This window comes from Variovorax sp. Varisp41 (assembly GCF_047325085.1).
In the GTDB taxonomy this organism is placed as follows: Bacteria; Pseudomonadota; Gammaproteobacteria; order Burkholderiales; family Burkholderiaceae_C; genus Variovorax.
This window is the reverse complement of the sequence record NZ_CP168541.1, coordinates 1849677-1874743: the sequence shown is the minus strand read 5'-3', so window position 1 is coordinate 1874743 and position 25067 is coordinate 1849677. Positions and strand designations below refer to the sequence as shown.

The following is a 25067-nucleotide window of genomic DNA, read 5'->3' as shown; positions in this document are numbered from 1 at the left end:
CTTTGGGGGCTTCGGTCAACGAAGTGAGAAAAAATTTTTCTGACCCCGCCGATCGTCCGCCGGAGGCCCCTCGGAACCGGAGCCGCCCGCATCCAGCCCGCCGCCCGCACCGCGCAAAGTCGGCTACTCTCGCTCCTGAAGAAGGGGGCCGAGTGCGAATCGATACTTATGAGAGTGTTCAGCGGCCAGGGCTGTTTCTGAGCACCTGTTCGGGCGTGCATCCCGACACGCTGACACTTCCGACCAGTCCATCCCATGTCTTGCCATTGCGTGAATTCAAGATGAGCTGGGACCCGCTGGAGCCCCTGCCACGGGTCGCCATGCATGCATCCCACATCCTCGAGGAGATTCGCCGCCAGGGCTTCGCGATCCACCTGGCGGATGTTTCATCGCGCAGCGCCTTGTAGGCCCCTGGATATAGACAAAGCGCCCGGCGCCCCCAGCTGTGGGGTCAACGGCTCGCGCGTTGCACCGCCGCGATCGCTGCCGTAGCCTGCGCTTTCCGTGGACCTGCATTCCTTTCACCCTTCCGTCGCCCGCTGGTTCCAGCGAACCTTCCCCGGCCCCACCCCGGCCCAGGCCCAGGCTTGGCCGGCGATCGGTGCCGGGCGCGACACGCTGGTCGCCGCGCCCACGGGTTCGGGCAAGACGCTCACGGCCTTCCTGGCCGCGCTCGACGACCTGGTCCGCCGCGGCCTCGATCCCGCCGGGCTGCCCGACGAGACCGCCGTCGTCTATGTCTCGCCGCTCAAGGCTTTGTCCAACGACATCCGCCTGAACCTCGATGCGCCGCTCGCGGGCATCCGCGCCGAGCTGGCGGCGCTGGGGCTGCCCGATGTCGAGATCCGCACCGCCGTGCGCACCGGCGACACGCCGCAGCGCGAACGCCAGCAGAGCCTGCGCCGGCCGCCGCATGTGCTGGTGACCACGCCCGAATCGCTCTACGTGCTGCTGGGCTCCGCCTCGGGCCGCAGGATGCTTTCGACGGTGCGCAGCGTGATCGTCGATGAGATCCATGCCATCGCCGCGAGCAAGCGCGGCAGCCACCTGGCGCTGTCGCTCGAGCGCCTGCAGGCGCTGTGCGCGACGCGGCCGGTGCGCATCGGTCTCTCGGCCACGCAGAAGCCCATCGACGAGGTGGCGCGCTTCCTGGTCGGCGCGGGCGCCTTGCGCGCCGACGGCACGGCCGATTGCGAGATCGTCGACATCGGCTATGCCAGGCAGCGCGACCTCGCGCTCGAGCTGCCGCCCACGCCGCTCGAGGCCGTGATGTCGGGCGACCAGTGGACGCAGGTGTATGCGCGCGTGGCCGAGCTCGTCTGGCTGCACAAGACCACGCTGGTGTTCGTCAACACGCGCCGCATGGCCGAGCGCGCGGCGCGGCACCTGGGCGACATCCTCGGCAAGGAGGCGGTGGCCGCGCACCACGGCAGCCTGTCGAAGGAGACGCGGCTGGCCGCCGAGCAGCGCTTGAAGCGCGGCGAGCTCAAGGTGCTCGTCGCCACGGCCTCGCTCGAGCTGGGCCTGGACATCGGCGATGTCGACCTCGTGTGCCAGCTCGGCTCGCCGCGCGCCATCGCCACCTTCCTGCAGCGCGCCGGGCGCTCGGGCCATGCGGTGGGCGGCGTGCCGAAGGCGCGGCTCTTCGCGCAGTCGCGCGACGAGCTGGTCGAATGCGCCGCCCTGCTCGACTGCATCCGCCGCGGCGAGCTCGACGCGCTGCGCGTGCTGCCGGCGCCGCTGGACGTGCTGGCGCAGCAGATCGTGGCCGAGACCGCCTGCCGCGAATGGAACGAGGACCAGCTGTTCGCCCTGGTGCGCCGCGCCTGGCCCTATGCCCAGCTGCCGCATGCGCGCTTCATGGAGGTGGTGCGCATGGTGTCGGAAGGCTTCGTCACGCGGCAGGGCCAGCGCGCGGGCTACGTGCACCGCGACGCCGTGCACCACCTGCTGCGCGAACGCAAGGGCGCGCGCATGACCGCGCTGACCTCCGGCGGCACCATCCCCGAGACGGGCGACTACACGGTCGTGCTGGAGCCGCAGGCCGACAAGATCGGCACCGTCAACGAGGACTTCGCCATCGAGAGCCTCGCGGGCGACGTGTTCCAGCTCGGCAATACCAGCTACCGCATCCTCAAGATCGAGCCGGGCCGCGTGCGGGTGGAAGATGCCCAGGGCGCGGCGCCCAACATTCCGTTCTGGCTCGGCGAGGCGCCGGGTCGCAGCGACGAGCTGTCGTTCGGCGTGTCGCGGCTGCGCGAAGAAGTCGCGCAGGCGCTTGCAACGGGCGGCCTCGACGCGGCGATGGCGCTGCTGACGCAAACCATCGGCCTCGACGAGGAAGCCGCGCGCCAGATCGCCGCGCACCTCGCCCAGGCGCGTGCCGTGCTCGGCGACCTGCCGACCCAACACACGCTCGTGATGGAGCGCTTCTTCGATGCCTCGGGCGGCATGCAGCTGGTGATCCATTCGCCCTTCGGCAGCCGGCTCAACCGCGCCTGGGGCCTGGCGCTGCGCAAGCGCTTCTGCCGCACCTTCAACTTCGAGCTGCAGGCCGCGGCGACCGAGGACGCGATCGTGCTGTCGCTCTCCACCAGCCACAGCTTCCCGCTCGACGAGGTGGCGCGCTACCTGCATTCGGCCTCGGCGCTGCACGTGCTGGTGCAGGCGCTGCTCGACGCGCCCCTGTTCGGCGTGCGCTGGCGCTGGAACGCCACCACCGCGCTCGCGCTACCGCGCTTCACCGGCGGGCGCAAGGTGGCGCCGCAGCTGCAGCGCATGCGTTCCGAGGACCTGCTCGCGGCCGTCTTTCCCGACCAGGTCGCATGCGCGGAGAACATCGTCGGCGAGCGCGAGATCCCCGAGCATCCGCTGGTCGCGCAGACGCTCGACGACTGCCTGCACGACGCGATGGATGCCGACGGCTGGCTCGCGCTGCTGCGGCGCATGGAGGCCGGCGCGGTGCGCGTGCTGGCGCGCGATCTGAGCGCGCCCTCGCCGCTCGCGCTCGAGGCCCTGAACGCGCGGCCCTATGCCTTCCTCGACGATGCGCCCCTGGAGGAACGCCGCACGCAGGCCGTGCAGAACCGGCGCTACACCGATCCGCAGAGCGCCGACGACGTCGGCCAGCTCGACGCGCAGGCCATCGCCAGCGTGCGCGAGGAAGCCTGGCCGCAGCCGCGCAGCGTCGACGAGATGCACGAGGCGCTCGGCATGCTCGGCGCCCTGAACGACGACGAGGTGGCCCGGCAGGCGGACTGGAAGAAATGGCTGACGGCCCTCGCCAAGGCCGGCCGCGCGACGCGCCTGCTGCTCGAAGGCAAGGGCCGCACCGCGCGCGGCCTGTGGGTGACGGCCGAGCGGCTGGGCCTGCTGCGTACCGTGGCGCCCGATGCGCCGATGCAGCCCGCCATCGCCGCGCCGGACGACGCCGAGCAACCCGCCGATCGCGACACCGCGCTGCGCGAACTGCTGCGCTCGCGCCTGGGCGGGCTCGGCCCGGTGACCGTCGCGCAGCTCGCCACGCCACTCTTCCTGTCGACCGCCGACGTCGAAGGCGCCCTGCTCGCGCTGCAGACCGAAGGCAGCGTGCTGCAGGGCCGCTTCACGCCCGGCGGCACCGAGCCCGAATGGTGCGAGCGCCATCTGCTGGCACGCATCCACCGCTACACGCTCGGACGCCTGCGCCGCGAGATCGAACCGATCGAGCCGCGCGACTTCGTGCGCTTCCTCTTCGAATGGCAGCACATCGGCGCGGGCTCGCGCGTGAGCGGCCCGGAAGCGCTGTCGGGCATCCTCTCGCAGCTCGAAGGCTATGAAGCGCCCGCGCCGCTGTGGGAGGCCGAGCTGCTGCCCGCGCGCGTGAGCGACTACGCGGGCGCCTGGCTCGACGACCTGTGCACCGCCGGGCGCGTGCTGTGGACGCGGCTGCGGCCGACGGCCACCGAGGGGCGCAAGGGCGCGGGCAGCCTGTCGCTGCGCGCCACGCCGGTGGTGCTGCTGCCGCGCCGCAGTTCGGCGCTGTGGACCACGCTCGCGCCCACGCCTGCCGACGACGACAACCTGGGCTCGCGCGCTTCACGCGTCGCCGCGCACCTGGCCCAGCACGGCGCCTGCTTCTTCGACGAGATCGCGCACGGCACCCGGCTGCTGCCGGTCGAGATCGAGGAGGCGCTGACCGAACTGGTCGCCAAGGGCCGCGCGCGCTGCGACAGCTACGCGGGCCTGCGCGCCCTGCTGGTGCCGGCCGCCAAGCGCGCCTCGGCCGACCTGCGGCGCCGGCGGCGCGCGCCGCTCTTCAGCATCGAGGACGCCGGGCGCTGGACCCTGGTGCGGCCACCCGCCGCCGCCGAAGCGATGGCCGCCAGCTCCGCCGAGGCGATCGAACAGGTGGTGCACGTGCTGCTGCGCCGCTATGGCGTGGTCTGCTGGCGGCTGCTCGAGCGCGAAGCCGCGTGGCTGCCGCCCTGGCGCGAGCTGGTGCGCGTGTGCCGCCGGCTCGAGGCGCGCGGCGAGATCCGTGGCGGCCGCTTCATCGCCGGCGTGTCGGGCGAGCAGTTCGCCTTGCCCGAGGCGGTGGCATCGATGCGGCGCGTGCGCCGCGAGCCGGGCGACGGCGCGCTGATCGCGCTCGCGGCCAGCGACCCGGCCAACCTGCTGGGCACCGTCGTGAACGGTCCCAAGGTGCCGCGGGTCGCGGGCTCGCGCGTGCTGTATTGCGATGGCGTGCCGATCGCCACCAGCGTGGCGGGAGAAGTCAGCCTGCTGGTCGAACTCGATGCCGCGCGGGCGCAGTCGGCGCGGCGTGCGCTCTCGCTCGAGCCCTCGCTGCGCAGCCACGAACTCGCCGCGCAACCTCAGGCTTGAGTCCGCGCTACGACGTCAGCTGGCCTCGGCCCCGTGCCCGCCGCCGCGCGTCACCACCTCGACCGACTGCACGCCTTCCAGCGCCTCGAGCCGCTGCACGAAATTGCCGATGTCGGCCGACGACACGCGCACCAGCTGCACCGTGATGTCGTCGAGCTCGCCGCCCGGCCGCACCGCGACCAGGAAGCGCCGCAGCCGCGCGGGCTGCAGGTCGAGGCCCTGCTCGAGCGACTCCGGGCTCACCGCGCCGTGCTTTGCGACCACGCGCAGCCGGCAGCTCTGGCTGCGCGCGCGGTAGGCCTCTTCCAGCGGCTTGATGCCGGCGAGGATCACCAGGATGATCACGGTCGAAGCGGCCGCCGGAAAGTACAGCCCGCCGCCGACCGCGAGCCCGATCGCGGCCACGGTCCAGATGCTCGCGGCGGTCGTGAGACCGCGCACGATCTCCCCGCGCGCGAGGATCGCGCCGGCGCCGAGGAAGCCGATGCCCGACACCACCTGCGCGGCCGCGCGCGAAGGATCGAGCACCACGTGCTCGCCCCGCAGGCTGTCCGCGAAGCCGTAGGCCGACACCAGCATGAAGAGGCAGGCACCCACGCTCACCAGCATGTGCGTGCGGATGCCCGCGGCCCACAGCAATCGCTCGCGCTCCAGGCCGACCAGGCTGCCGAGCGCGGCAGCGACGAACAGGCGCAGCAGCGTCTCGCCATGGGAAAGAAGGACGTTGCCGTGCAGCATGGACAGGCTCGGCGTCATTCGGTGAAGTTGTCCTTGATCAGGTCCACCACATCCGACGAACGCCCGCCGAGCACCGCCTTGGCGGAATACAGCATCGTGCCCGCGACCTGGCTGAATTCCACCTTCGGCGGCATCACCAGCTCCGTGCGGTTGACCTTCACGTCGAGCAGCGCCGGCCCGGGATGCGCGAGGCAGGCGCGCACGGCATCGGGCAGCTGCTCGGCGCGCTCCACCTTCTGCCCGTAGAAGCCGATCACCTCCGCCAGCCGCGCGAAGTCGGGGTTCAGCAGGTCGGTGTAGTTGTCGAGCAGCCCCTCGACCTTCTGCTCGAGCTCCACGAAGTTCAGGCTCGCGTTGTTGTAGACCACGACCTTGATCGGCAGCTTCTCCTGCACGGCCGTCATCAGGTCGCCCAGCAGCATCGCGATGCCGCCGTCGCCCGACAGCGAGATCACCTGCCGGCCGGGAAAGGCCTTCTGCGCGCCCAGCGCCTGCGGCATGGCGTTGGCCATGGTCCCGTGCAGCAGGCTCACGAGCGTGCGGCGGCGGCCGTTCATCGTGAGGTGGCGCAGCGACCACACCATCGGGCTGCCGCCATCGGCGGTGAAGATGGCGTCGTCGGCCGCCAGCTCGTCGATCACCCGCGTGAGGTGCTGCGGATGGATCAGCCCCGCCTTGCCGGGCCGTTCGTCGCTGCGCAGCGTCTCCAGCGAAGCCTTGCGGTGGCGCAGGCACTCGTCGAGAAAACTCCGGTCGGCACGCTCCTCGAGCAGAGGGATCAGCGCCTCGATCGTGTGCGCGATGTCGCCCACCAGCCCCAGTGCCACCGGATGGCGGCGTCCAAGGTGGCTGCCGTCGACGTCGATCTGCAGGATGGTCGCCCTGGCCGGATAGAACTGGCTCCAGGCGAAGTCGGCGCCCAGCAGCAGCAGCGTGTCGCACTCCTGCAGCGCGCGGTAGCCCGACTCCACGCCGAAGATGCCGGTCATGCCCATGTTGAAGGGGTTGTCGTACTCCACGAAATCCTTGGCGCGCGAGGTGTGGGCGATCGGCGCCTTCAGGCACTGGCCGAGCGCCAGCAGCATCTCGTGCGCGCCCTCGCAACCATGGCCCGCATAGATCGCGATCTTCCTTCCCTTGCCCAGCAAGGCCGCCAGCTGCGCGAGCTCGGCATCGTTGGGCCGGATCACGGGCGCGGCGCGGTGCACCGAGAAGCCGAGTCCTTCCTTCACCTCCGCCTGCGCGATGTCGCTCGGCAGGATGACGACGGCCACGCCGCGGCGCGACAACGCCGCCTGGGCCGCGAGCGCCACCACGCGCTGCGCCTGCTCGGCCGATTGCACCTGCTCGCAGAAGACGCTGCAACCGGCATAGAGCGACTTGAAGTCGACCTCCTGCGGAAACTCCATGCCGAGTTCGGCCGTCACGATCTGGCTCGCGATCAGCACCACCGGCGCGCGGTTGCGGTTCGCCTCGAAGACGCCGTTGATGAAGTGCAGGCCGCCCGGCCCGCACGAGCCCGCGCACACCGTGAGCTCGCCCGTCAGGTACGACTCCGCGCCGGCGGCGAAGGCGGCCGCTTCCTCGTGGCGCACATGCACCCATTCGATCTCGCTGCGGCGGATCGCGTCCGTGACGTGGTTCAAGGTGTCGCCGACGATGCCATAGCAACGCCTGGCTCCCGCCTTCTGCAGGGTTTCGATGACGAGTTCGGCGACTTTCCTGTGGGCCATGCGGGCGCTTCCTTTGCGACAAAGAAGGCACGCTACGCGCGCGCCGCGCGCGGGCCGTGGGCGCGCATCGGTAGTCCCGGTAGGATTTTTCCCCGCGCCCTACCCCATCCCTGCCGCGCTTCTCTCGAGGGGGCGAAGCAGCTCGTCATAGCCGTCGAGCGAGGGAAAGGCCAAGATCTCGCGCCGCGACAGCGCATCGATCTCCCGGCCGAGTTGCTCGAGCATCGCGCCGCGCTCGGCCTGCGTCACATAGGGCACGTGGTAGGCCACGAAAGGCTTGAACACCTCGTAGCCCACATAGCCGAGCGAGCCCTGCAGCAAGGGCCGAAGCATCAGTTCAATCGATCCGTGGATGCCGGTGTCGCCGAACATGTGGCTGCGTCCGCCCAGCGAGGTGACGACCAGCGCGCGCCTGCCCGCCATGGGCGCGCGGTCGTAGATGCGCTTGCCGCCGTAGAAGAGCCCCGACAGGAACACGCGGTCGATCCAGCCCTTCAAGATGGCCGGCACCGAGAACCAGAACACGGGGAACACCAGCACCAGCAGCTCGGCCTGCCTGACGGCCTCGACCTCCGCGAGGATGTCGGGGGCCAGGGCCCGGCGCTGCCATCCATGGCGCTGCTCGAGCGAATAGACCAGGTAGTCGGGCTTCTCGCGCTCGACGAAGTCGGCCGCGCTCGCCACCGGGTTGAAGCCCATGGCGTGGAGATCCGAGAGCCCGACCTGCCAGCCGCCGGCGGTCAGCCGCTCGGACACCCGGTCGCGCATCGCCGCGACGAAGGACTTCGGTTCGGGATGGGCATACACGATGTGCGCCTTGCGCGGTGTCGGTGCTGTCATGGCTGGATTCATCCGGTCGGCTGCAAGGCGCGGCGCTCGGCCACGCTCGTGTTGATCAGTTCGATCTCCTCGTCGATGCGTGCATGCACCTCGTCGGCCGGGACCAGCAGCGACTTGATGCGGCGGCAGGTCTTCGGGTCCTTGGCCGCCAAGGCGCGGGCCCGGTGCTGCAGGCAGGTCGCGAGTTCATGCGCGGGTGCCAATTCGGAGACCAGCCCCCATTCGCAGGCCTGCTGCCCGGTGAAGGCTTCGCCGCCCAGCAGCAAGCGCCTCGCCCTGTGCGCGCCGATGGCGCGCGCCAACAGAAGGGAGCTCCCGGCCTCGGGCGCGATGCCCAGGTCGACGAACGGCAGCTTCATGACCGCGTCGGGTGTCGCGACCACCCAGTCCGCGTGCAGCAGCATCGTCACGCCAATGCCGGCGGCCGAGCCGTGCACGCCGATGAGCAGCGGCTTGCGCACGTCGGCCAATGCATGAAGGAAGCGCGGCACCGGGTCTCCCGCGCCCTGCGGCCAGCTGTCGAAGGCGCTCAGGTCGTGGCCCGCGCAGAAATTGGGCCCGAGGCCGGACAGGGTGATCGCCCGTACGGCGTCGTTGGACTGCGCCAGCCCCAGGCTCTCGGCCAGGGCGCTGAACATGGTCATCGTGAGCGCATTGCGCTTGGACGCGCGATGGATCTGGATGCGCCACGCGCCGTCGTCCAGCGTCGAGAGGATGCCTTCCGCCGCGCGCACGGCGCTGCGGCTGTGTCGGTCCGTCGTTTGCGAAGCGTTTGTCACCAGCCGTACTCCAGGTACTTGCCGTAGCCGTCCGCCATCGTCCCCGGCGGCAGCGGCTTGCCGGTGATGGACTCGAAGAGTTCGGCCTGGCGCGCCCGCGCCGCCGCGACCGCGCGCTTCTTCACATGGCCGTAGCCGCGAATCTGCTGCGGCAACCGCGCGAGTTCCAGGCACTCCGATGCATGGCTGCCCAGGTGCGCGACCACGGCGCCGATCGCGGCGCGGTACTCCTCGACGAGCGCGCGCTCGGTGCGGCGCTCGTGTGTGTAGCCGAAGATGTCGAAGGGCGTGCCGCGCAGCACCTTGCCGTGCCGCAGCACGCGAAAGGCCCGGCCCATCCAGGCGCCGTAGGCCGTCTTCTGAAGCTCGCCCTTGTCGTTCTTTTTGGCGAGCAGGGGCGGTGCGAGGTGGTATTGCAGCTGGATCTCTCCGTCGAACTGACGGCGGATCGAATCCATGAATTCCGGATCGGAATGAAGGCGCGCGACCTCGTACTCATCCTTGTAGGCCATGAGCTTGAAAAGGTTCTGCGCCACTGCAACCACAAAACTTTGACGGTGCGTCTCGTCGGCGCACTGGCTGTCGACGAGTTGGACGAAGGCGGCGAACCGGCGCGCATACGCCAGCCCCTGATAGGCCACCAGCCGCTCGGACAGGCGCGCGACGGTGTCCTCGGGCGTGCGGTTGACGCGCGGCAGCCACTGGACCGTGCTCGCGGGCTTCATCGCGGCGAGCACGCGCGGCGCGTCGTGCGCCCACCAGCGGCCGAGCCGGAACGCCTGCTTGTTCTTCTCGACCTGCTGCCCGTTGAGTTCGATCGCGCGTTCGAGCGCCTGCGACGACAGCGGAATCCATCCCTTCTGCCAGGCGAAGCCGAGCATGACGAGGTTGGCGTAGATGGCGTCGCCGAGCGCCCAGGTGGCCGCCTCCTGCGCCTTGAGCCACTGCACGTCCGCGCCGCAGGCTTTTTCCAGCGCCGCCTTCAGCGCCTGCGTCGGCAGCTTCCAGTCCGCGTTCTTCACGAACTCCGAGGTCGGCGCCACGTCGAGGTTCACCACCGCGCGGGTGCGGCCCTCGCGCAGGCGGGCGAGGCTGTCGGGATGCGCGCTCACGACGAGGTCGCAGCCGATCAGCACGTCCGCCTGCGCCGACGCGATCCGCGACGACAGGATCGCCGACTGCGTGGGCGCGAGCTGCACGTGGCTCCACACCGCCCCACCCTTCTGCGCGAGCCCCGCCATGTCGAGCACGCTGCAGCCGCGGTGGCTCAGGTGGGCCGCCATGCCGATTAGGCTGCCGATGGTCACCACGCCGGTTCCGCCGACGCCGTTGACGAGGATGCCGCAGGTGCCGTCGAGTTCGGGCACCACCGGCTCCGGCGGCGGCTCCCAGGCGAGCACGTCGCTCCTGGACGGGCTCGAGCGAAGCTTGCCGCCTTTCACCGCCACGAAGCTCGGGCAGAAGCCCTGGGCGCAGGAGAAGTCCTTGTTGCAGGACGACTGATTGATCCTGCGCTTGCGCCCCAGCTCCGTCTCCAGCGGCTCCACCGACAGGCAGTTGCTCTTGACCGAACAGTCGCCGCAGCCCTCGCACACCTCGGGATTGATGACGTAGCGGATGGCCGGGTCGGGATAGCTGCCGCGCTTGCGGCGCCTGCGCTTCTCGCTCGCGCAGGTCTGGTCGTAGATCAGCACCGACACGCCCTCGAAGGCGGCGAGTTGGCGCTGCACGCGGTCGAGTTCGCCGCGCTCGTGCACCGTCGTGCCGGCGGCGAAGCGCGTGCCCGCGTCGCGGTACTTCCCGATGTCGTCGCTGACGACCGCGATGCGGCGCACGCCCTCGGCGGCGACCTGCTCGGAAATGCGCGAGACGGTGAGCTGGCCTTCCACCGGCTGTCCGCCCGTCATGGCCACCGCGTCGTTGAACAGCACCTTGTAGGTCACGCAGGCATCGGCCGCCACCGCCTGCCGGATCGCCAGCGAGCCCGAGTGGAAGTACGTGCCGTCGCCGAGGTTCACGAAGATGTGCCTGCGCGTCGAGAACAGGCGCTGCGCGATCCACGGCACGCCCTCGGCGCCCATGTGGGTGTAGGCCTTGGTGTCGCGGTCCATCCAGTTCGCCATGTAGTGGCAGCCGATGCCGGCCATGGCGCGCGATCCTTCGGGCACCACGGTGGAGGTGTTGTGCGGGCAGCCCGAGCAGAAGTAGGGCTTGCGCACCGCGGCCGGCGCCGACGGTGCGCCATGCGCCGCGGCGCGCGGGTCGGCCTCGAAGGCATTGACCGGAAGGCCCAGGCGTTCGGCGATCGCGGCGGCGATCTCCGGCGGCGTGAGCTCGTAGTCGCTGCGCAGCAGGCGTTCGTCGGCGCCCACGCTCCATTCCCCGCCGATGCCACCGCGGCTCTTGCCCGAGATGCGGATGGCCTTGCGGCCCTCGACGGCGTCCGCATAGAGCTCGTCCTTGAGCTGCTGCTCGATCAGCGGGCGCTTCTCCTCGACCACGAGCAGCTCATCGAGACCGTTCGCGAACTCGCGCACGATCTCCGGCTCCAGCGGCCAGACCATGCCGAGCTTGAGCACCGCCACGCCGCGCTCGGCGGCCTGCGCGTCGGTCCACCCCAGCAGGCGCAGGGCTTCGCGCACGTCGTTGTAGCTCTTGCCCGCGCACACGATGCCGAGTCTCGACGAGGCCGTCTTGAGCGCGATCGTGTTGAGCCCGTTGGCGCGGCAGTAGGCGAGCGCGGCGGGCAGCTTGTGCCGCACGATGCGCGGCTCCTGCTCGGCCCAGACGTCGGGCCAGCGGATGTGCAGGTCCTGCGATGGCGCTTCGCCCGCGTCCGGCAGCTTCACCATCACCCGTTGCGGGTCCACGTCGGCGACGGCCGTGGTCTCCACCACGTCCGACACGCATTTCATGCCCACCCACAGGCCGCTGTGGCGGCTCATCGCCCAGCCATGCACGCCGAGGTCGAGGTACTCCTGCACGCTGCTGGGATACAGCACCGGGATGAACGCCGCCACCAGCGCCTGCTCGCTCTGGTGGCCGAAGGTCGAGGACTTGGCCGTGTGGTCGTCGGCCGCCAGCACCAGCACGCCGCCGAGCCGCGAGGTGCCGGCGCCGTTGCCGTGCTTGAGCGCGTCGCCGCTGCGGTCGACGCCGGGCCCCTTGCCGTACCACAGGGCGAAGACGCCATCGACCCTGGCCTCCTCGGGAAACAGCGCGAGCTGTTGCGAACCCCAGCAGGCCGTGGCGGCCAGGTCCTCGTTGATCGCCGGCTGGAACCGGATGTCGCGCGCCTCGAGCCGGGCCTGCGCGCCCCACAGCGCCTGGTCGAGCCCCGACAGCGGCGAGCCGCGGTAGCCGCTGACGAAGCCGCCCGTACGCAACCCCGCGCGGCGATCCCGCTCCCCCTGGTTCAGCAGCAGGCGGACCAGCGCCTGAGTGCCGCTCAGGTAGGCCACGCCGCTGCCGCCGTCGTACTTGTCGTCGAGGGAAACCGAGCGCAATGCGCGCTGGATCTCCGGGTCACCGTGTCCCATCGTGGTCTCCGCACCTTAAATTTGAGTGTCACTCAACTATACATGTGTAATTCCAAGGTTGGCAACAGGCACGCCAATGTCAGCCGCGCACGCACGGCTTGAGCCTGACTCATTTTTTGGAGGACGACGGATGTACGGCCGGCCGGCCCGGCCAACGCGCTAGGAGGCGTCTTCTGCCGGACCCGCGTCGCGCTCGAGCCGGCGCACCGCCGCGAGCACATCGGACTGGAAGCGGCGGGCGGCGCGCGCCGGCGCTGGCTCGAGCGAGAACGCCGCCATCAGCATCGCGCTCAGCTGCGAGGCGGTCGATGCGATGGAGGGCTTGGTGCCGGTGGTCACGTAGTCCCACAGCACGTGTTCCATCGAGCCGTACACCATGTCGCGCATCAGGCGCAGCGGCACGTCGCCGCGCACCTCGCCGAGTTCGCGCGCCTCGCTCAACGCCGCCATGAAGGGCGAGGTGTAGCGCCGCTTGAGTTCGGCGATGAGCCCGGAGAACTCGGCATCGACCATCCGCCCCTCGCCGAGGACCAGCGCGCACAGCCCGATGCCGTCGCCCATCAGATGGGTCAGGTGCCGCTGGATCACGAAGCGCAGCCTGGCCTCGAATCCGGCGATCGCCGGCACCTGCTCCTCGAGCTCGATGCTGATCTCGTCGTACCAGCGGCCCACCACGTCGATGCACAGGCGCCGCTTGCTTTCGAAGTAGGTGAAGAGCGTCGCCTCCGACACCCCCGCGCGCTGGGCGATCTCCGAGGTCGTCGAGCGCTCGAAACCGCGCTCGGCGAAGACCTCGCGCGCCGCCGCCAGCAGGCTCGCCTGGGTGCGCTCGGATTTTTCGCCCCGGGGGGCGCGACGCGGCGTGGCGGCTTTGGTGACGGACATGTCTGCGGGGGTTTCGAGAGAGCTGGACTGGCCGCCATTATGGAAGTGAACCCGCGGCCGCCCCTGGCAGGCAGCCTCAGCCGACAGGACTTTCCCCAAGGCCGCAACCGCGCCACGCCCATGCATACTCCCGCGCCGCTCCATATCTTTCTGAAAACAAAGGACCCCATGTCAGGACACGGATTCCACGTGCACGGCCCGCACGACCACGAACTCGAACACGCCGCGTCCGGCGGCCATGGCCACGGCGATGCGGCCGAGGGCGCCGGCATGAGCGTCACGGGAAAGATCGCCGTCTGCACCGCGGCCATCGCCACCATCGGCGCGATCTTCGCGTACATGGGCGGCGCCACGCAGGCCAATGCCGGGCTCTACAAGAACAACGCGGCCATCAAGAAGACCGAGGCCTCGAACCAGTGGAATTACTTCCAGTCGAAGAGCACCAAGCAGGCGCTGGCCGAGTTCGCGCGCGACACCGCCACCGATGACGCCCGGCGCCAGGGCTGGCAGGTGAAGGTGACGCGCTACGAGCAGGAGAAGGGCGAGATCCAGGCCGCGGCCAAGAAGCTCGAGGAAGAGTCCGTCCGCTGGGACACGGCCTCCGAGGAACAGATGCACCAGCACCACCGCTGGGCGCAGGCCACCACGGTGCTGCAGGTGTCGATCGCTCTCGCGGCCATCGCGCTGCTGACGCGCAGGAAGTGGCTGGAGCGCGCCATGTACGGCGTAGCGCTCGCCGGCATCTCGATCGGCGCGCTCGCGGCGCTGCACGTCTAGGGCGTGTTCACCAGCACCAATGCGAACAGCTCGTTGCGGTGGTGGATGCCCAGGCGATCGAAGGCACGGTCCCTGAAGGTCTTGACCGTGCCGGCGGAAATGCCGAGATCGCTGGCGATGCCTTCGTAGGTCCAGCCCTTGAGCATGCGCTCGCAGACCTCGCGCTCCCTGCGCGTGAGCCCCGACAGCCGGGCATCGAAGGATTGCTCGCGTGCACCGGCGAGGTCGAGGTGGCGCTGCACGCAGGAGGTCAGGATCGGCGCGCCCATGCCGACCCACTCGATCTCCTCGTCCGTGAAGAGCGGCAGGCTCTCGTGCCGGTAGAGGTTGATCGCCAGCAGGCCATCGTCCTGGTCCTTGCAGACCACCGAGAGCCGCTCGCGCAGGCCGTGCCGCGTGTAGATGCGCTCGCGATGCGGGGCCGGAATCTCCTTCGCGTGCCAGTGCACGAGCGTGCAGCGGGCCTGGCCGATCTGCTCGCGCGCCGCGAGAAAGGTCTGGTCCTGCCGATACAGCGAAGAGCGGTACACGGCCCACGATTCCGCGGTGCCGTCGGGCGCGCGGTAGCTGCCCGACGCGGGCATGCGCGGCGGCGCATGGTCCGACAGCCGGAACACCGACAGCCATGAGACCGGCAGCCAGCGGTTGAGCTGCGCCAGCGCGTCGTTGGCGAAGCCGTGGCCGCCGATGCAGGCGATCAGTCCCGCCATGGCATCCACGGCGCGTCCGTCCGCGCTGGTGGCGAGCGCGGGCGTGGCGGACGAAAGAGGGATAAGCTGCATGGACACAACCGATGGGATGCCCGGAGCCTATCGGCGCGGCGCCTTCGGGCCGCACCGGGTTTTCCCCCTCAGGGCGCGCCCTGTCTACATCGCGGGGGACAGACGAAAAGTCCCCCATCGCGACACTGGCGGCCAAAGGAATCCCCATGACGCTCTCACGCCGCGCCCTGCTCGCCGCCTCCCTGGTGCCCACCCTCGCGCAGTGGCCCCTCGCCGCCCGCGCACAGGCCTATCCCGACCGCCCGATCCGCCTGGCCGTGGGCTATGCGCCCGGCACGGCGCCCGACGTGCTGGCGCGGCTGTTCGCGATCCGGCTGTCGGAGCTGCTCAAGCAGCAGGTGGTGGTCGACAACAAGCCCGGCGCCGGCGGGCAGATCGCGGCACTGACGGTCGCCAAGGCCGTGCCCGACGGCTACACGCTGCTGCTCGGCGAGGTCGGCTCGATCTCGATCGCACCGGCCGCCTTCGGCAAGCTCGGCTACGCGCCGAGCCGCGAGCTCACCGGCATCAGCGAGGTCGCGCGCGTCGACTTCCTGCTGGCCGTGCCCGCGAACTCGCCGCACAGGACGGTGGCGGACTTGGTCAAGGCGGCGCGCGCGCAGACCGGCCGGCTCAACTTCGGCACCTTCGGCGCCGGCACCTCGGGCCACTTCGGCGCCGAGCTGTTCGGCGAGGCGGCCGGCTTCCAGGTCGAGCCGGTCCACTACCGGACCACCGGCGACGCGGTCACGGCCATCCTTTCGGGCGACGTCGCGGCCGCCTTCGTCTCCACGGCGCTCGGCAACGCGCAGATCAAGGGCGGCAAGATGCGCGCGCTCGCCACCACCGCGCCGCGGCGCTCGCCGCTGCTGCCCGAGGTGCCGACCATGGCGGAGTCGGGCTATCCGAAGATCGACATCTCCTCCTGGTTCGCGCTCATGGCGCCCCAGGGCACGCCGCCGGCCATCCTCGACCTGCTCGGTGCAGAGTCCGTGAAGGCCGTCCAGCCCGAGGACGCGCGCGCCAAGCTGGTGGAAGCCGGCTTCAGCATCGTCGGCGCGGGCCGCACCGACACCGACCGCATGCTGCGCGAGGAAGCGGCACGCTGGGCCGCGGTCGTGAAGGCCTCCGGATTCCGCGGCGACTGACAACCAGGAGGCGGGCGCCGACCGCGCCCCATCGACCCATGCAACACCACCGTATCCGCGACGCGGAGGACCTCGCGCGCATCGAAGCGCGGCCCTACGCCTCCTTCATGGCCCACGACCACGTCTACGACGCGCTGTGCGAGGTCGCCGCCCGGCACCCCACGCGCATCGCGCTGAGCTACCTGCCCGATGCCGATCCCGAAACGCCGCCGCGGCACTGGCGCTACGCCGACCTGCTCGCCGACATCCGCCGCGCCGCGAATCTCTTCGCCAGCCTCGTGCCCGGCGAGACGCCGCGCGTCGCGATGCTGCTGCCGGCCATTCCGCAGGCCTGGCTGACGCTGCTGGGCGCCGAGACCGCGGGCATCGTCTGCCCGATCAACTACCTGCTCGACGCCGCGCACCTGGCCGAACTCGTGCGGGCCTCGGGCGCGAACATCCTGGTGGCGCTGGGCCCGCATCCCGAGCTCGACATCTGGTCGCGTGCCGCGACGCTGGCCGACGCCTGCCCCGCGCTGCGCCAGGTGCTCGCCGTCGGCGGGGCGCCGGGCGCGATCGACTTCGACACGGCCCTGTCGCGGATGGCGCCGGATGCGGCGCTTCCAGCACGATCTACCGACGGACTGGCCGCCCTCTTCCACACCGGCGGCACGACCGGCGCGCCCAAGCTCGCGCAGCACACGCAGCGCAACCAGCTGCATGCCGCCTGGAGCGCGGCCCAGCTGTATGCGATGCGCGAGGACGACACGATCCTCAACGGCTTCCCGCTGTTCCATGTCGCCGGCTCCTTCGTCTACGGGCTCTCGGCGCTGCTGAGCGGTGCGCGCATCGTGCTGCCGACCCTGCTCGGGCTGCGCAACACGGCACTGGTGCGGCGCTACTGGAGCGTCGTGCGGCAGCACGACGTGAGCCTGCTGGCCGCGGTGCCGACAGTGATCGCGACGCTGCTCGGGCTCGAGGCCGAACCCGCGGACCATGCCCGCGTGCGCACCCTGCTCACCGGCGGCTCGCCGCTGCCCAACGAACTGGCCAATGCCTTCGAGCAGAAGTTCGGCATCCCGGTGCGCAACATCCTCGGCATGACCGAGTGCGCGGGCGTGGTCAGCATCGAACCCTTTCTCGCGCCGCGCGTGCACGGCTCCTGCGGCATTCCACTGCCCTTCACCGAGGTCAAGGCCGTCGCGCACGACGGCCGCGACTGCGCGCCGGGCGAGAGCGGCGTGCTGCGCCTGCGCGGCCCCAACGTGGGCCCCGGCTACACGGAAGCGCACCGCAACGCCGGCACCTTCGAGGATGGCTGGCTGATCACCGGCGACATCGGCCATGTCGATGCGCAGCGCCGCGTGTTCGTGACCGGGCGCGCCAAGGACCTGATCATCCGCAGCAGCCACAACATCGACCCGCAGGTGATCGAGGCGGCGCTGCTCCAGCATCCCGAGGTCGAGCTGGCCGCGGCCGTGGGCGAGCCCGACGAGTACGCGGGCGAACTGCCGGTGGCCTACGTGTCGCTGCGGCCGGGATCGCGGGTCGACGCCGAGGCGCTCTCGGCCTTCGCCAATGCGCGCATTCCGGAACGGCCCGCGTTCCCCAAGCGCATCGAGGTCCTCGCGGCGATCCCGCTGACCGCCGTCGGCAAGGTCTACAAGCCGCGGCTGCGGGCCCTGGCCTGCGAGCATGCCTTGACGCAGCGCCTGCGCGACGCCGGCCTGCTCGATGGCGTGGCGGTCGCGGTGGAAGACAGCGCGCGCGGGTTGAATGCGCGCTTTCGCCGACGCGCCGCGGCGGATGCCGCACCCGACGCCGAGCGTCTGCACGCGCTCATGCGCACCTTCGCGATCCCTTACGAGATCGACGATCGCGCCGGAGGCGGCGCATGAGCCCGCCGGTGCGCCTCGACATCGACGGCGCGATCGCCACCATCACGCTCGACGCGCCCGCCACGCACCATGCGCTGACGCCGCGCATGCTGTGCCTGCTCGCGGATGCCGTGATGCGCTTCGCGGCCGACGACGCCTTGCGCGTGGCCATCGTCACGGCGACCGGCGAGCGCGCCTTCTGCGCCGGCGGCGACCTGTCGCGCACCCTGCCGCTGATGAGCGGAGCCCGCGCGCCAGAGGACGAGTGGGACCGACGCCTGCTGTCCGACCCGCGAGTGCTCGCGGCCTCGGGCCTGCGCGACTTCGAACTCGACAAGCCCGTGATCGCCGCCATCAACGGCGTGTGCATGGCCGCGGGCTTCGAGCTGATGCTCGGCACGGACCTGCGCATCGCGGCGGAGCACGCCCGCTTCGCCCTGCCCGAGGCCACGCGCGCGCTGATTCCCTTCGCGGGCTCGATGGTGCGGCTGCCGCGGCAGTTGCCGTGGCCGCTGGCCATGGAACTGATGCTGATCGGCGAACCCATCGACGCAGCGCGGGCCCGCGAGATCGGCCTGGTCAACCGCGTGGTGCCGGGTCCGGCGCTGATGACCGAGGCACGCGCGCTGGCCGAACGCATCGCAGGCAACGGGCCGCTCGCGCTGCGGGCGATCAAGCGCACCGCGCGCGCCGCCAGCGGGCTGTCGCTCGCCGAAGGCTTCGCGCTCGAGAACCAGGCCAAGGCCACGGTGTTCGCCAGCGAGGACGCGCGCGAAGGGCCGCGTGCCTTCATGGAGAAGCGCCCGCCGGTCTATCGCGGGCGATGAGGCGACAGGAATTTCCAACACGGACGCAGGAGACGACGAGATGAAAAAGAGCTACACCCCCGCGACCCAGATTTCGAAGCGAAGGATCTCGCTCGCGGTCTCGGTCATCGCGCTCGCGGTGCAGGCCGGATGCGGTGGCGGCGGCGGAGGCGGCGGATTCGCCCCGGTGGCTTCGGGCCTCGCTCCCGCGCCCGCGCCGGCCTCCAATACGCCCGCGCCGCCTCCCGCACCCGCTCTGAGCGCGGCCGAGGCCTGCGCCGCCTTGAACGGGCTCGGCATCCCCGCCACCGACATCGCGTTGCCGACCTCGGGCGCCGTGGTCTCCAGCACCACGCTCGTGGCGCCCGCGGGCAGTGGATCGACCGCGGTCGGCGAGTACTGCCGCGTCACCGGATCGATCGCACCGGTCGACGCCAGCGCTCCTCCGATCCAGTTCGACCTGGCCCTGCCGACCGCCTGGAACCGCAAGGCCATGCAGCTCACGGGCGGCGGCTACGACGGCAGCGTGATCGCGGGCAACGGCAACGCACCCGGTGCCTCGGGCCTCGCCACGCCGCTGGCGCGCGGCTATGCCGCCTTCGGCAGCGATTCGGGACACAGCGGCAGTGCCGCCGAGGCCAGCTTCGCGCTCAACGACGAGGCGCTCGAGAACTACTTCGGCGACCAGCTGCGCAAGACGCGCGACGTCGCGGTGAAACTGATCGCGCGGCGCTACGGCGCGGCGCCCGTGCGCACCTATGCGGCCGGCGGCTCCGGCGGCGGCCGCGAGGCGCTCTACGTCGCGGACCGCTGGCCCGCGCTCTACGACGGTGTCATCGCCTACTTTCCCGCCTGGTCGCTGACGGGCATGCTGACCAACTACGCGATCACCTCGAAGGCGCTCGCCGCGCCCGGCGCCTGGTCGAACCCGGCCAAGCAGCAGCTGCTGACCCGCTCGGTGGTCGCGGCCTGCGATGCGCTCGATGGCGCGACGGACGGCGTGATCGCCAAGGTCTCGGCCTGCGCCTTCGATCCCGCGACTCTCGCCTGCCCGGGCGCCGCCGACAGCGGCGACGGCTGCCTGTCGACGGCCCAGATCGGGGGCTTCCGTGCCTATGCCACGCCGCTGAAGCTGCCCTACCTGCTGGCCAACGGCACCGACGGCTATGCCGCGCTCAACATCTTCGACGGCGGCGTCATTCCCGCGATGGGCAGCAGCGCACCGGCCACGCCCTCGCGCTTCGACATGGCGTTCGCGACCTACATCGGCGAGTCCTTCGTGAAGTACATGGTCTACCGCGATGCCAGCTACGACCCCTTCCTCTTCGCCGTCGACGCGAACGGCTATGTCCAGCAGCGGCTGCGCTACATCTCGTCGCGGCTGGACGTCAACCCCGATCTGAGCGCGTTCGCGAACAAGGGCGGCAAGGTGCTGATCGTGCACGGCATGGCCGATCCACTCATTCCCGCGGGCTCGTCCGAGGAGTTCCATCGGCGCGCCGTCGCGGCGATGGGCAGCGCGCGGGTCGACGCCTTCCTCAAGTACTACGAGGTGCCCGGCTACGGGCACGGCGGCGGCGCCTACGACGTGCGCTTCGACTCGGTCGATGCGCTCGAACGCTGGGTCGAGCAGGGCCTCGCGCCCTCCAATCCCACGGTGGCGGACGCCAACGCCGGCAACAACGGCCGCACCCGTCCGCTGTGCGAGTACCCGGCCTGGCCGCGCTACAACGGGACGGGCGACGTCGATCTCGCCAGCAGCTTCACTTGCGTGCGCTGACGTCCCACGGCGCCCTCACCCGCGGCGCTGCGGCCCCCGCATCAGCTTCCCGGGCAGCGCCCCCGTGCGCTCCCCGTTCTCCATGATGGTCTGCCCCGCCTTCAGCGTCGCGCGATAGCCCTCGGCGGTCTGCACCAATCGCCGTCCGCCGGCCGGCAGGTCGAAGGCGACATGGGGCGGCGGGATGCGCAGCCGGTCGAAATCGATGATGTTGATGTCGGCCAGGTAGCCCGGCCGCAGCAGGCCGCGGTCCTCCAGGCCGTAGATGCGCGCGGTGTCGCGCGTCTGCCGCTGCACCATCAGCTCGAGCGGCAGCGTGGGTCCGCGGCTGCGGTCGCGCGCCCAGTGGGTGAGCATGTAGGTCGGCATGCTGACGTCGCAGATGTAGCCGCAGTGCGCGCCGCCATCGGCCAGGCTCATCATCGTGCGCGGATGCTGCAGCTCGGCATGCAGCTGGCTCAGGTCGTTGTAGGCGTAGTTGAAGCTCGGGAAGTAGACGATGCCCTTGCCGTCGAGGTCCATCAGCATGTCGTAGACCACCTCCAGCGGTGTGCGTCCCTCGCGCTGCGCGATCGCGGCCACGCTGCGTTCCTGCGGCGGCTCGTAGTCGGGCTCGGCGCCCAGCGCATACATCTTGTGGAAGCTCTGCGTCAGGTAGGCCATGCGGCTGTCGTGCCGGGCCGCGCCGGCCAGCGCGTCCATGTCGGTCAGCTGCGCGCGCACCGCCGGGTCGCGCAGGCGCGCGAGCTTCTCGTCCCAGGGCAGCGGCGCGATCTGCTGCCACAGCGGATGCGCCATGAACGGATGGGTGGAACCGAGCCAGGCCATCAGGATGCCCGCGGGCCGGCCCGCCACGGCGCCATAGAGCGGCACGTTCTGCCGGTGGGTCTCGTCGAGCGCGGCCAGCAGGCGCTTCCAGGTGTCGGGCGTCTGGTCGGTCTGCACCAGCGCGAAGGCCACCGGCAGGTTGTTCTCGCGCGCGAGCTGCGTCATCCACGGCAGCTCGGTCTCCATCTGGTAGTGGTTCGACGTCATCTGGAAGACGCCGTGGCCGACCTCGCCGAGCACGCGCGCGATGCCGAGGATCTCGTCGGGCGAGGCGAAGGTGCCCGGCGGGTACTTGCGACCCTGGTACTTGTGGATGATGGTGCGGCTGGTCGAGAAGCCCAGCGCGCCGGCCCGCATGCCCTCGCGCACCAGTTGCACCATGGCCTGGATGTCGGCGGGCGTGGCCTCGTCGTGCGTGATGCCGCGCTCGCCCATCACGTAGGTGCGCAGCGCCGAGTGCGGAATCTGCGCGCCGACGTCGAGCGCGCGCGGCATGCGCTCGAGCGCGTCGAGGTACTCGGGGAAGCTCTCCCACTGCCAGTCGATGCCCTCGGCCAGCACGGTGCCCGGAATGTCCTCCACGCCCTCCATCACGCTGATGAGCCACTCGCGCCTGTCGCGGTGCACCGGCGCGAAGCCGACGCCGCAGTTGCCCATCACGACACTGGTCACGCCATGGTCGGTGGAAGGACTGAGATAGGGGTCCCAGGTCACCTGGCCGTCGTAGTGCGTGTGCACGTCGACCCAGCCGGGCGTGACGATGGCGCCGTGCGCATCGATCTCGCGATGCGCGGCACCGAGCCTGCCGCCGACCTCGGCGATGCGCCCGCCGACGATGCCGATGTCGCCCGTGAAGCGCGGGTCTCCGCTGCCGTCGACCAGCGTGCCGCCGCGGATGATGGTGTCGAACATTCCGATGTCTCCTGCGCTCAGTCGAGCTTGATGTTGGCGGCCTTGATGACCTCGCCCCAGCGCTCGCTGTCGTTCTTCACGATGGCGGCGAAGGCGGGGCCCGAGGCGCCCGATGGTTCGTTGCCCTGCGTCTCGATCAGCTTGAGCATCTCGGGCGAGCGCGCGATCTTCGCGAGCAGGTCGCCGATCCTCTTCGCGACGGCGGGGTCCATGTGGCCGGGCCCGAAGATGCCCTGCCAGCCCACGATGTCCAGGCCCTTCACGCCCTGCTCGGCGATGGTCGGCATGTCGGGCAGCACCGGCACGCGCGCCGGCGTGGCCGTGCCGAGGCCGATGGCCTTGCCGGCCTTGATCAGTTGCACCGCCGTGGCGGTGCCGTCGAAGTACAGCTGCACCTCGCCCGCGACCAGCGCGCGCGAGGCATCGGCCGTGCCCTTGTAGGGCACGTGCGTCATCTTCGTGCCGGTGCGCATCTGCAGCAGTTCGCCATTCAGGTGCGAGGTCGAGCCCTGCGAGAACGAGGCGTAGTTGAGCTTGCCCGGGTTCGCCCTGGCATAGGCCACGAGTTCGCCGATGTTCCTGAACGGCGCATCGGGCGGCGCGATCAGCACCGTGGCCGACTTCACCATCTGCGCCAGCGGCGTGAAGTCCCTGACCGGGTCGTAGGGCAGCTTCGAATACAGGTGCGGGTTCTGCGTGTGCGTGATGACGATGGTGTAGAGCAGCGTGTGGCCGTCGGCGGGAGCGCGCGCCACCTCCTGCGCGCCGATGAAGGTGCCGGCGCCGGGCTTGTTGTCGACGATCACGGGCGCGCCACCGAGCTCATCGGTCATCAGCTTGGCGATCACCCGGGCCGTGACGTCGGAGCCCGAGCCCGCGGGGAAGGGCACGACGATGCGGATCGGCTTGCCGGGAACGGGCCAGGCGGCGGGCTGCGCCAGCGCGACCGGTGCCGCCGTGCAGGCGGCGGCGAGCGCGGCGGCAGCGAGCAGCGCGCGGCGAAGCGTTGGGATCGGATGCATCGGACTGTCTCCATTCGTGGGCCCGCCAGCGCGTTCCAGGCGGTTGGTGCAAGCGCTTGCACGAAGCATAGGAGCAATCGAATCCAGGCGACCCCGGGGTTAGCACCTAGGCATGCATGCGCTTGCACGGGGCGGCTAACATGCGCTGTCCATCGCCCGCTCATGACCGCCACCCGCTCCCCTTCCACCCCACGGGCGCCCGCCGCCCGCGCCGCCTCGCTGGCCGATGTCGCGGCGCTCGCGGACGTGTCGACCGGCACCGTGTCGCGCGTGCTGAGCCGGCCGGACATGATCAGCGAGCCGACCCGGCTGCGCGTGATGGCGGCGGTCGAGCAGCTCGGCTATGTGGCCAACGGCACCGCGCGCGCGCTCGCGATGCGCCGCACGATGACGGTCGGCGCGATCGTGCCGCGCTTCGGCAGCTCGTCGTTCCCGGCGCTGATCCAGGCGCTCGAAACGACGCTGGCCGCCGGCGGCTACACGCTGCTGCTGTCCGCGCCCGAGCCGCGGGCCACCGGCGACACGGCCATCCTGCGCACGCTGCTCGAGCGCGGCGTCGACGCGGTGGCGCTGCTCGGTGCCGAGCAGCCGCCGCAGGTGCTCGCCATGCTCGGCGCGAGCCACACGCCCTTCGTGTGCATGTGGGCGCCGCCCGATGCCACCGGCAGCAGCATCGGCTTCGACGAGCAGGCCGCCGCCGTGCTGGTCGTCGAGCACCTGCGCGCGCTCGGCCATCGCAGCCTCGGCTACATCGGCGGGCGCACCGCGGACAGCGAGCGCGCCCGGCGCCGGCTGCGCGACCTCAAGCTCGCGATGGCCGAGCGCTCGCTCGCGCTGCACGGCGATGCCGTGGTCGAGACCGAGCACGGCTTTCGCGAAGGCTTCGAAGCCATGCAGGCCATCGCGCGCCGCGAGCCCCCGGTCAGCGCCATCGTCTGCGGCAGCGACTACCTCGCGGCCGGCGCGCTGGCCGCGCTCGACCAGGCCGGCATCGAGGTGCCGCGCCGGCTGTCGGTCGCGAGCTTCAACGACAACGACTTCGCGCCCTACCTGCATCCGCCGCTGACCACCGTGCACCTGCCGATCCGCGAGATCGGCGAGCAGGCGGGACGGCAGTTGCTGGCGCGGCTGGGCGCGGGTTCGGCCGCGGCGCCCGTCGCCTTGCCGGTGCGGCTGATGGAGCGCGCGAGCACGGGCCCGGTGCCGCGCTGACACGGCGCGAGGATCGTTTCAGCCCGGGTCCTGGAGCAGCGTCTGCCCGGGTCCGGGCGCCTGGCAATGCTGGAGGAAAACCGCGACGAGGAACGCCGCGGTCCGCTCGTCGCCGATCGCATCGTTGAGCATCGACGTGGCCGAGCGCTGCGTGGGCCTGTAGGGGTTCACCACGTCCAGCAGCACCTCGGTCAGGAGGTCCTTGTCCGAGCGGTAGCAGCCGTCCTGGTCGAGCATCCAGCGGGTGAGCGCTTCGCGGGGGATTTTCTTGAAGACGACTCGCGCCGGACTGGTCTGGCGTCGCCCATTGAGGAGCACGGGCAGCTCGATGTCGACCGAAAACGAGTTCGACCCGAACGAGTCAACCGCCATTGAAGCGGCACGATGATCCATGGCTCATTCACGCTTTCTCTACGGATCGTCCCCTGGGCCTCGAGGCCCTTCCTCCCCAAGCGCGCGACGCCACGTCGCCTGCCCGGCCCGTCGAATGGTCCAGGGCCGGCCCTGAACTTCCCCGCGGGTGACGGAAGCGCGCTGCGCCGAACCGCGATCCGCACGGGGAAGCGCTATTTGGCTACATTTTTT

General features: G+C 70.8%; 18 protein-coding genes. 8 read left to right on the top strand and 10 right to left on the bottom strand.

Annotated elements, in window-relative coordinates; genetic code table 11:
- Positions 1–152 precede the first annotated feature (152 nt).
- Positions 153–407, top strand: a complete 255-nt coding sequence (locus ACEN9J_RS40030) for a hypothetical protein (protein WP_296740463.1) — start codon at positions 153–155, stop codon at positions 405–407.
- 97 nt (positions 408–504) lie between these two features.
- The gene (locus ACEN9J_RS40025; RefSeq protein WP_261217314.1) at positions 505–4866 is read left to right on the top strand and encodes a DEAD/DEAH box helicase; all 4362 of its coding nucleotides are present in this window, start codon (positions 505–507) and stop codon (positions 4864–4866) included.
- 15 nt (positions 4867–4881) lie between these two features.
- Here ACEN9J_RS40025 and ACEN9J_RS40020 read toward each other — a convergent pair whose 3' ends face one another.
- The 6 genes from ACEN9J_RS40020 to ACEN9J_RS39995 form a co-directional block, all read right to left on the bottom strand.
- The gene (locus ACEN9J_RS40020) at positions 4882–5604 is read right to left on the bottom strand and encodes an MgtC/SapB family protein (protein WP_409976599.1); all 723 of its coding nucleotides are present in this window, start codon (positions 5602–5604) and stop codon (positions 4882–4884) included.
- Positions 5605–5618: 14 nt separating this feature from the next.
- Positions 5619–7337: a thiamine pyrophosphate-dependent enzyme gene (locus ACEN9J_RS40015; RefSeq protein WP_261217318.1), complete on the bottom strand. Its 1719-nt coding sequence runs from the start codon at positions 7335–7337 to the stop codon at positions 5619–5621.
- 99 nt (positions 7338–7436) lie between these two features.
- Complete coding sequence (locus tag ACEN9J_RS40010; RefSeq protein WP_261217320.1) at positions 7437–8177, bottom strand: NAD(P)H-dependent oxidoreductase; 741 nt, start codon at positions 8175–8177, stop codon at positions 7437–7439.
- 8 nt (positions 8178–8185) lie between these two features.
- On the bottom strand, positions 8186–8911 hold the full coding sequence (locus ACEN9J_RS40005) for an enoyl-CoA hydratase-related protein (protein ID WP_413765207.1): 726 nt from the start codon (positions 8909–8911) through the stop codon (positions 8186–8188).
- A 41-nt stretch (positions 8912–8952) separates the two neighbouring features.
- Positions 8953–12495 (bottom strand): indolepyruvate ferredoxin oxidoreductase family protein, encoded by a 3543-nt coding sequence (locus ACEN9J_RS40000; RefSeq protein WP_261217324.1) that lies wholly within the window; start codon positions 12493–12495, stop codon positions 8953–8955.
- 159 nt (positions 12496–12654) lie between these two features.
- Positions 12655–13380 carry a TetR/AcrR family transcriptional regulator gene (locus tag ACEN9J_RS39995; RefSeq protein WP_261217325.1) on the bottom strand — a complete coding sequence of 242 codons (726 nt, stop codon included), beginning with the start codon at positions 13378–13380 and terminating at the stop codon, positions 12655–12657.
- A gap of 168 nt (positions 13381–13548) precedes the next feature.
- On the opposite strand from ACEN9J_RS39995, the gene ACEN9J_RS39990 reads away from it, so the two are divergent.
- On the top strand, positions 13549–14157 hold the full coding sequence (locus ACEN9J_RS39990; RefSeq protein ID WP_261217326.1) for a DUF4337 domain-containing protein: 609 nt from the start codon (positions 13549–13551) through the stop codon (positions 14155–14157).
- Here ACEN9J_RS39990 and ACEN9J_RS39985 read toward each other — a convergent pair.
- Complete coding sequence (locus ACEN9J_RS39985) at positions 14154–14939, bottom strand: helix-turn-helix transcriptional regulator (RefSeq protein ID WP_261217328.1); 786 nt, start codon at positions 14937–14939, stop codon at positions 14154–14156. The two genes, ACEN9J_RS39990 and ACEN9J_RS39985, sit on opposite strands and share 4 nt — an antisense overlap.
- 146 nt (positions 14940–15085) lie before the next feature.
- Between ACEN9J_RS39985 and ACEN9J_RS39980 the strand changes: the two genes are divergently transcribed.
- Genes ACEN9J_RS39980 through ACEN9J_RS39965 form a run of 4 tightly spaced genes read left to right on the top strand, consistent with a single transcriptional unit; the run spans position 15086 to position 20508 of the window.
- On the top strand, positions 15086–16066 hold the full coding sequence (locus tag ACEN9J_RS39980) for a Bug family tripartite tricarboxylate transporter substrate binding protein (RefSeq protein ID WP_261217331.1): 981 nt from the start codon (positions 15086–15088) through the stop codon (positions 16064–16066).
- Between the two features lie 38 nt (positions 16067–16104).
- A complete protein-coding gene (locus tag ACEN9J_RS39975; protein ID WP_261217333.1) occupies positions 16105–17943 on the top strand; it encodes an AMP-binding protein in 1839 nt (612 codons plus the stop codon).
- The gene (locus ACEN9J_RS39970) at positions 17940–18749 is read left to right on the top strand and encodes an enoyl-CoA hydratase/isomerase family protein (RefSeq protein ID WP_261217335.1); all 810 of its coding nucleotides are present in this window, start codon (positions 17940–17942) and stop codon (positions 18747–18749) included. Before ACEN9J_RS39975 ends, ACEN9J_RS39970 begins: the two co-directional genes overlap by 4 nt.
- Positions 18750–18789: 40 nt before the next feature.
- The gene (locus tag ACEN9J_RS39965; RefSeq protein WP_261217336.1) at positions 18790–20508 is read left to right on the top strand and encodes a tannase/feruloyl esterase family alpha/beta hydrolase; all 1719 of its coding nucleotides are present in this window, start codon (positions 18790–18792) and stop codon (positions 20506–20508) included.
- Positions 20509–20523: 15 nt separating this feature from the next.
- Here ACEN9J_RS39965 and ACEN9J_RS39960 read toward each other — a convergent pair whose 3' ends face one another.
- Positions 20524–22248 (bottom strand): N-acyl-D-amino-acid deacylase family protein, encoded by a 1725-nt coding sequence (locus tag ACEN9J_RS39960; protein ID WP_261217340.1) that lies wholly within the window; start codon positions 22246–22248, stop codon positions 20524–20526.
- Between the two features lie 17 nt (positions 22249–22265).
- On the bottom strand, positions 22266–23270 hold the full coding sequence (locus tag ACEN9J_RS39955) for a Bug family tripartite tricarboxylate transporter substrate binding protein (RefSeq protein ID WP_057596975.1): 1005 nt from the start codon (positions 23268–23270) through the stop codon (positions 22266–22268).
- Positions 23271–23432: 162 nt separating this feature from the next.
- On the opposite strand from ACEN9J_RS39955, the gene ACEN9J_RS39950 reads away from it, so the two are divergent.
- Positions 23433–24482, top strand: coding sequence for a LacI family DNA-binding transcriptional regulator (locus ACEN9J_RS39950; protein WP_261217341.1), 1050 nt, complete (start codon positions 23433–23435; stop codon positions 24480–24482).
- An 18-nt stretch (positions 24483–24500) separates the two neighbouring features.
- Here the strand turns inward: ACEN9J_RS39950 and ACEN9J_RS39945 are convergent, their stop codons facing one another.
- The gene (locus tag ACEN9J_RS39945; RefSeq protein WP_172705735.1) at positions 24501–24875 is read right to left on the bottom strand and encodes a hypothetical protein; all 375 of its coding nucleotides are present in this window, start codon (positions 24873–24875) and stop codon (positions 24501–24503) included.
- Between the last annotated feature and the right edge of the window lie 192 nt (positions 24876–25067).

Excerpts from the sequence above, each read along its gene's own strand:
- ACEN9J_RS39995 (WP_261217325.1), bottom strand. The coding sequence starts at position 13,380 with ATGTCCGTCACCAAAGCCGCCACGCCGCGTCGCGCCCCCCGGGGCGAA.
- ACEN9J_RS39955 (WP_057596975.1), bottom strand. The coding sequence starts at position 23,270 with ATGCATCCGATCCCAACGCTTCGCCGCGCGCTGCTCGCTGCCGCCGCG.
- ACEN9J_RS39990 (WP_261217326.1), top strand. The coding sequence starts at position 13,549 with ATGTCAGGACACGGATTCCACGTGCACGGCCCGCACGACCACGAACTC.
- ACEN9J_RS40000 (WP_261217324.1), bottom strand. The coding sequence starts at position 12,495 with ATGGGACACGGTGACCCGGAGATCCAGCGCGCATTGCGCTCGGTTTCC.
- ACEN9J_RS39970 (WP_261217335.1), top strand. The coding sequence starts at position 17,940 with ATGAGCCCGCCGGTGCGCCTCGACATCGACGGCGCGATCGCCACCATC.
- ACEN9J_RS40020 (WP_409976599.1), bottom strand. The coding sequence starts at position 5,604 with ATGCTGCACGGCAACGTCCTTCTTTCCCATGGCGAGACGCTGCTGCGC.
- ACEN9J_RS39980 (WP_261217331.1), top strand. The coding sequence starts at position 15,086 with ATGACGCTCTCACGCCGCGCCCTGCTCGCCGCCTCCCTGGTGCCCACC.
- ACEN9J_RS40010 (WP_261217320.1), bottom strand. The coding sequence starts at position 8,177 with ATGACAGCACCGACACCGCGCAAGGCGCACATCGTGTATGCCCATCCC.
- ACEN9J_RS39950 (WP_261217341.1), top strand. The coding sequence starts at position 23,433 with ATGACCGCCACCCGCTCCCCTTCCACCCCACGGGCGCCCGCCGCCCGC.
- ACEN9J_RS39960 (WP_261217340.1), bottom strand. The coding sequence starts at position 22,248 with ATGTTCGACACCATCATCCGCGGCGGCACGCTGGTCGACGGCAGCGGA.
- ACEN9J_RS40015 (WP_261217318.1), bottom strand. The coding sequence starts at position 7,337 with ATGGCCCACAGGAAAGTCGCCGAACTCGTCATCGAAACCCTGCAGAAG.
- ACEN9J_RS39975 (WP_261217333.1), top strand. The coding sequence starts at position 16,105 with ATGCAACACCACCGTATCCGCGACGCGGAGGACCTCGCGCGCATCGAA.
- ACEN9J_RS39945 (WP_172705735.1), bottom strand. The coding sequence starts at position 24,875 with ATGGATCATCGTGCCGCTTCAATGGCGGTTGACTCGTTCGGGTCGAAC.
- ACEN9J_RS39965 (WP_261217336.1), top strand. The coding sequence starts at position 18,790 with ATGAAAAAGAGCTACACCCCCGCGACCCAGATTTCGAAGCGAAGGATC.
- ACEN9J_RS39985 (WP_261217328.1), bottom strand. The coding sequence starts at position 14,939 with ATGCAGCTTATCCCTCTTTCGTCCGCCACGCCCGCGCTCGCCACCAGC.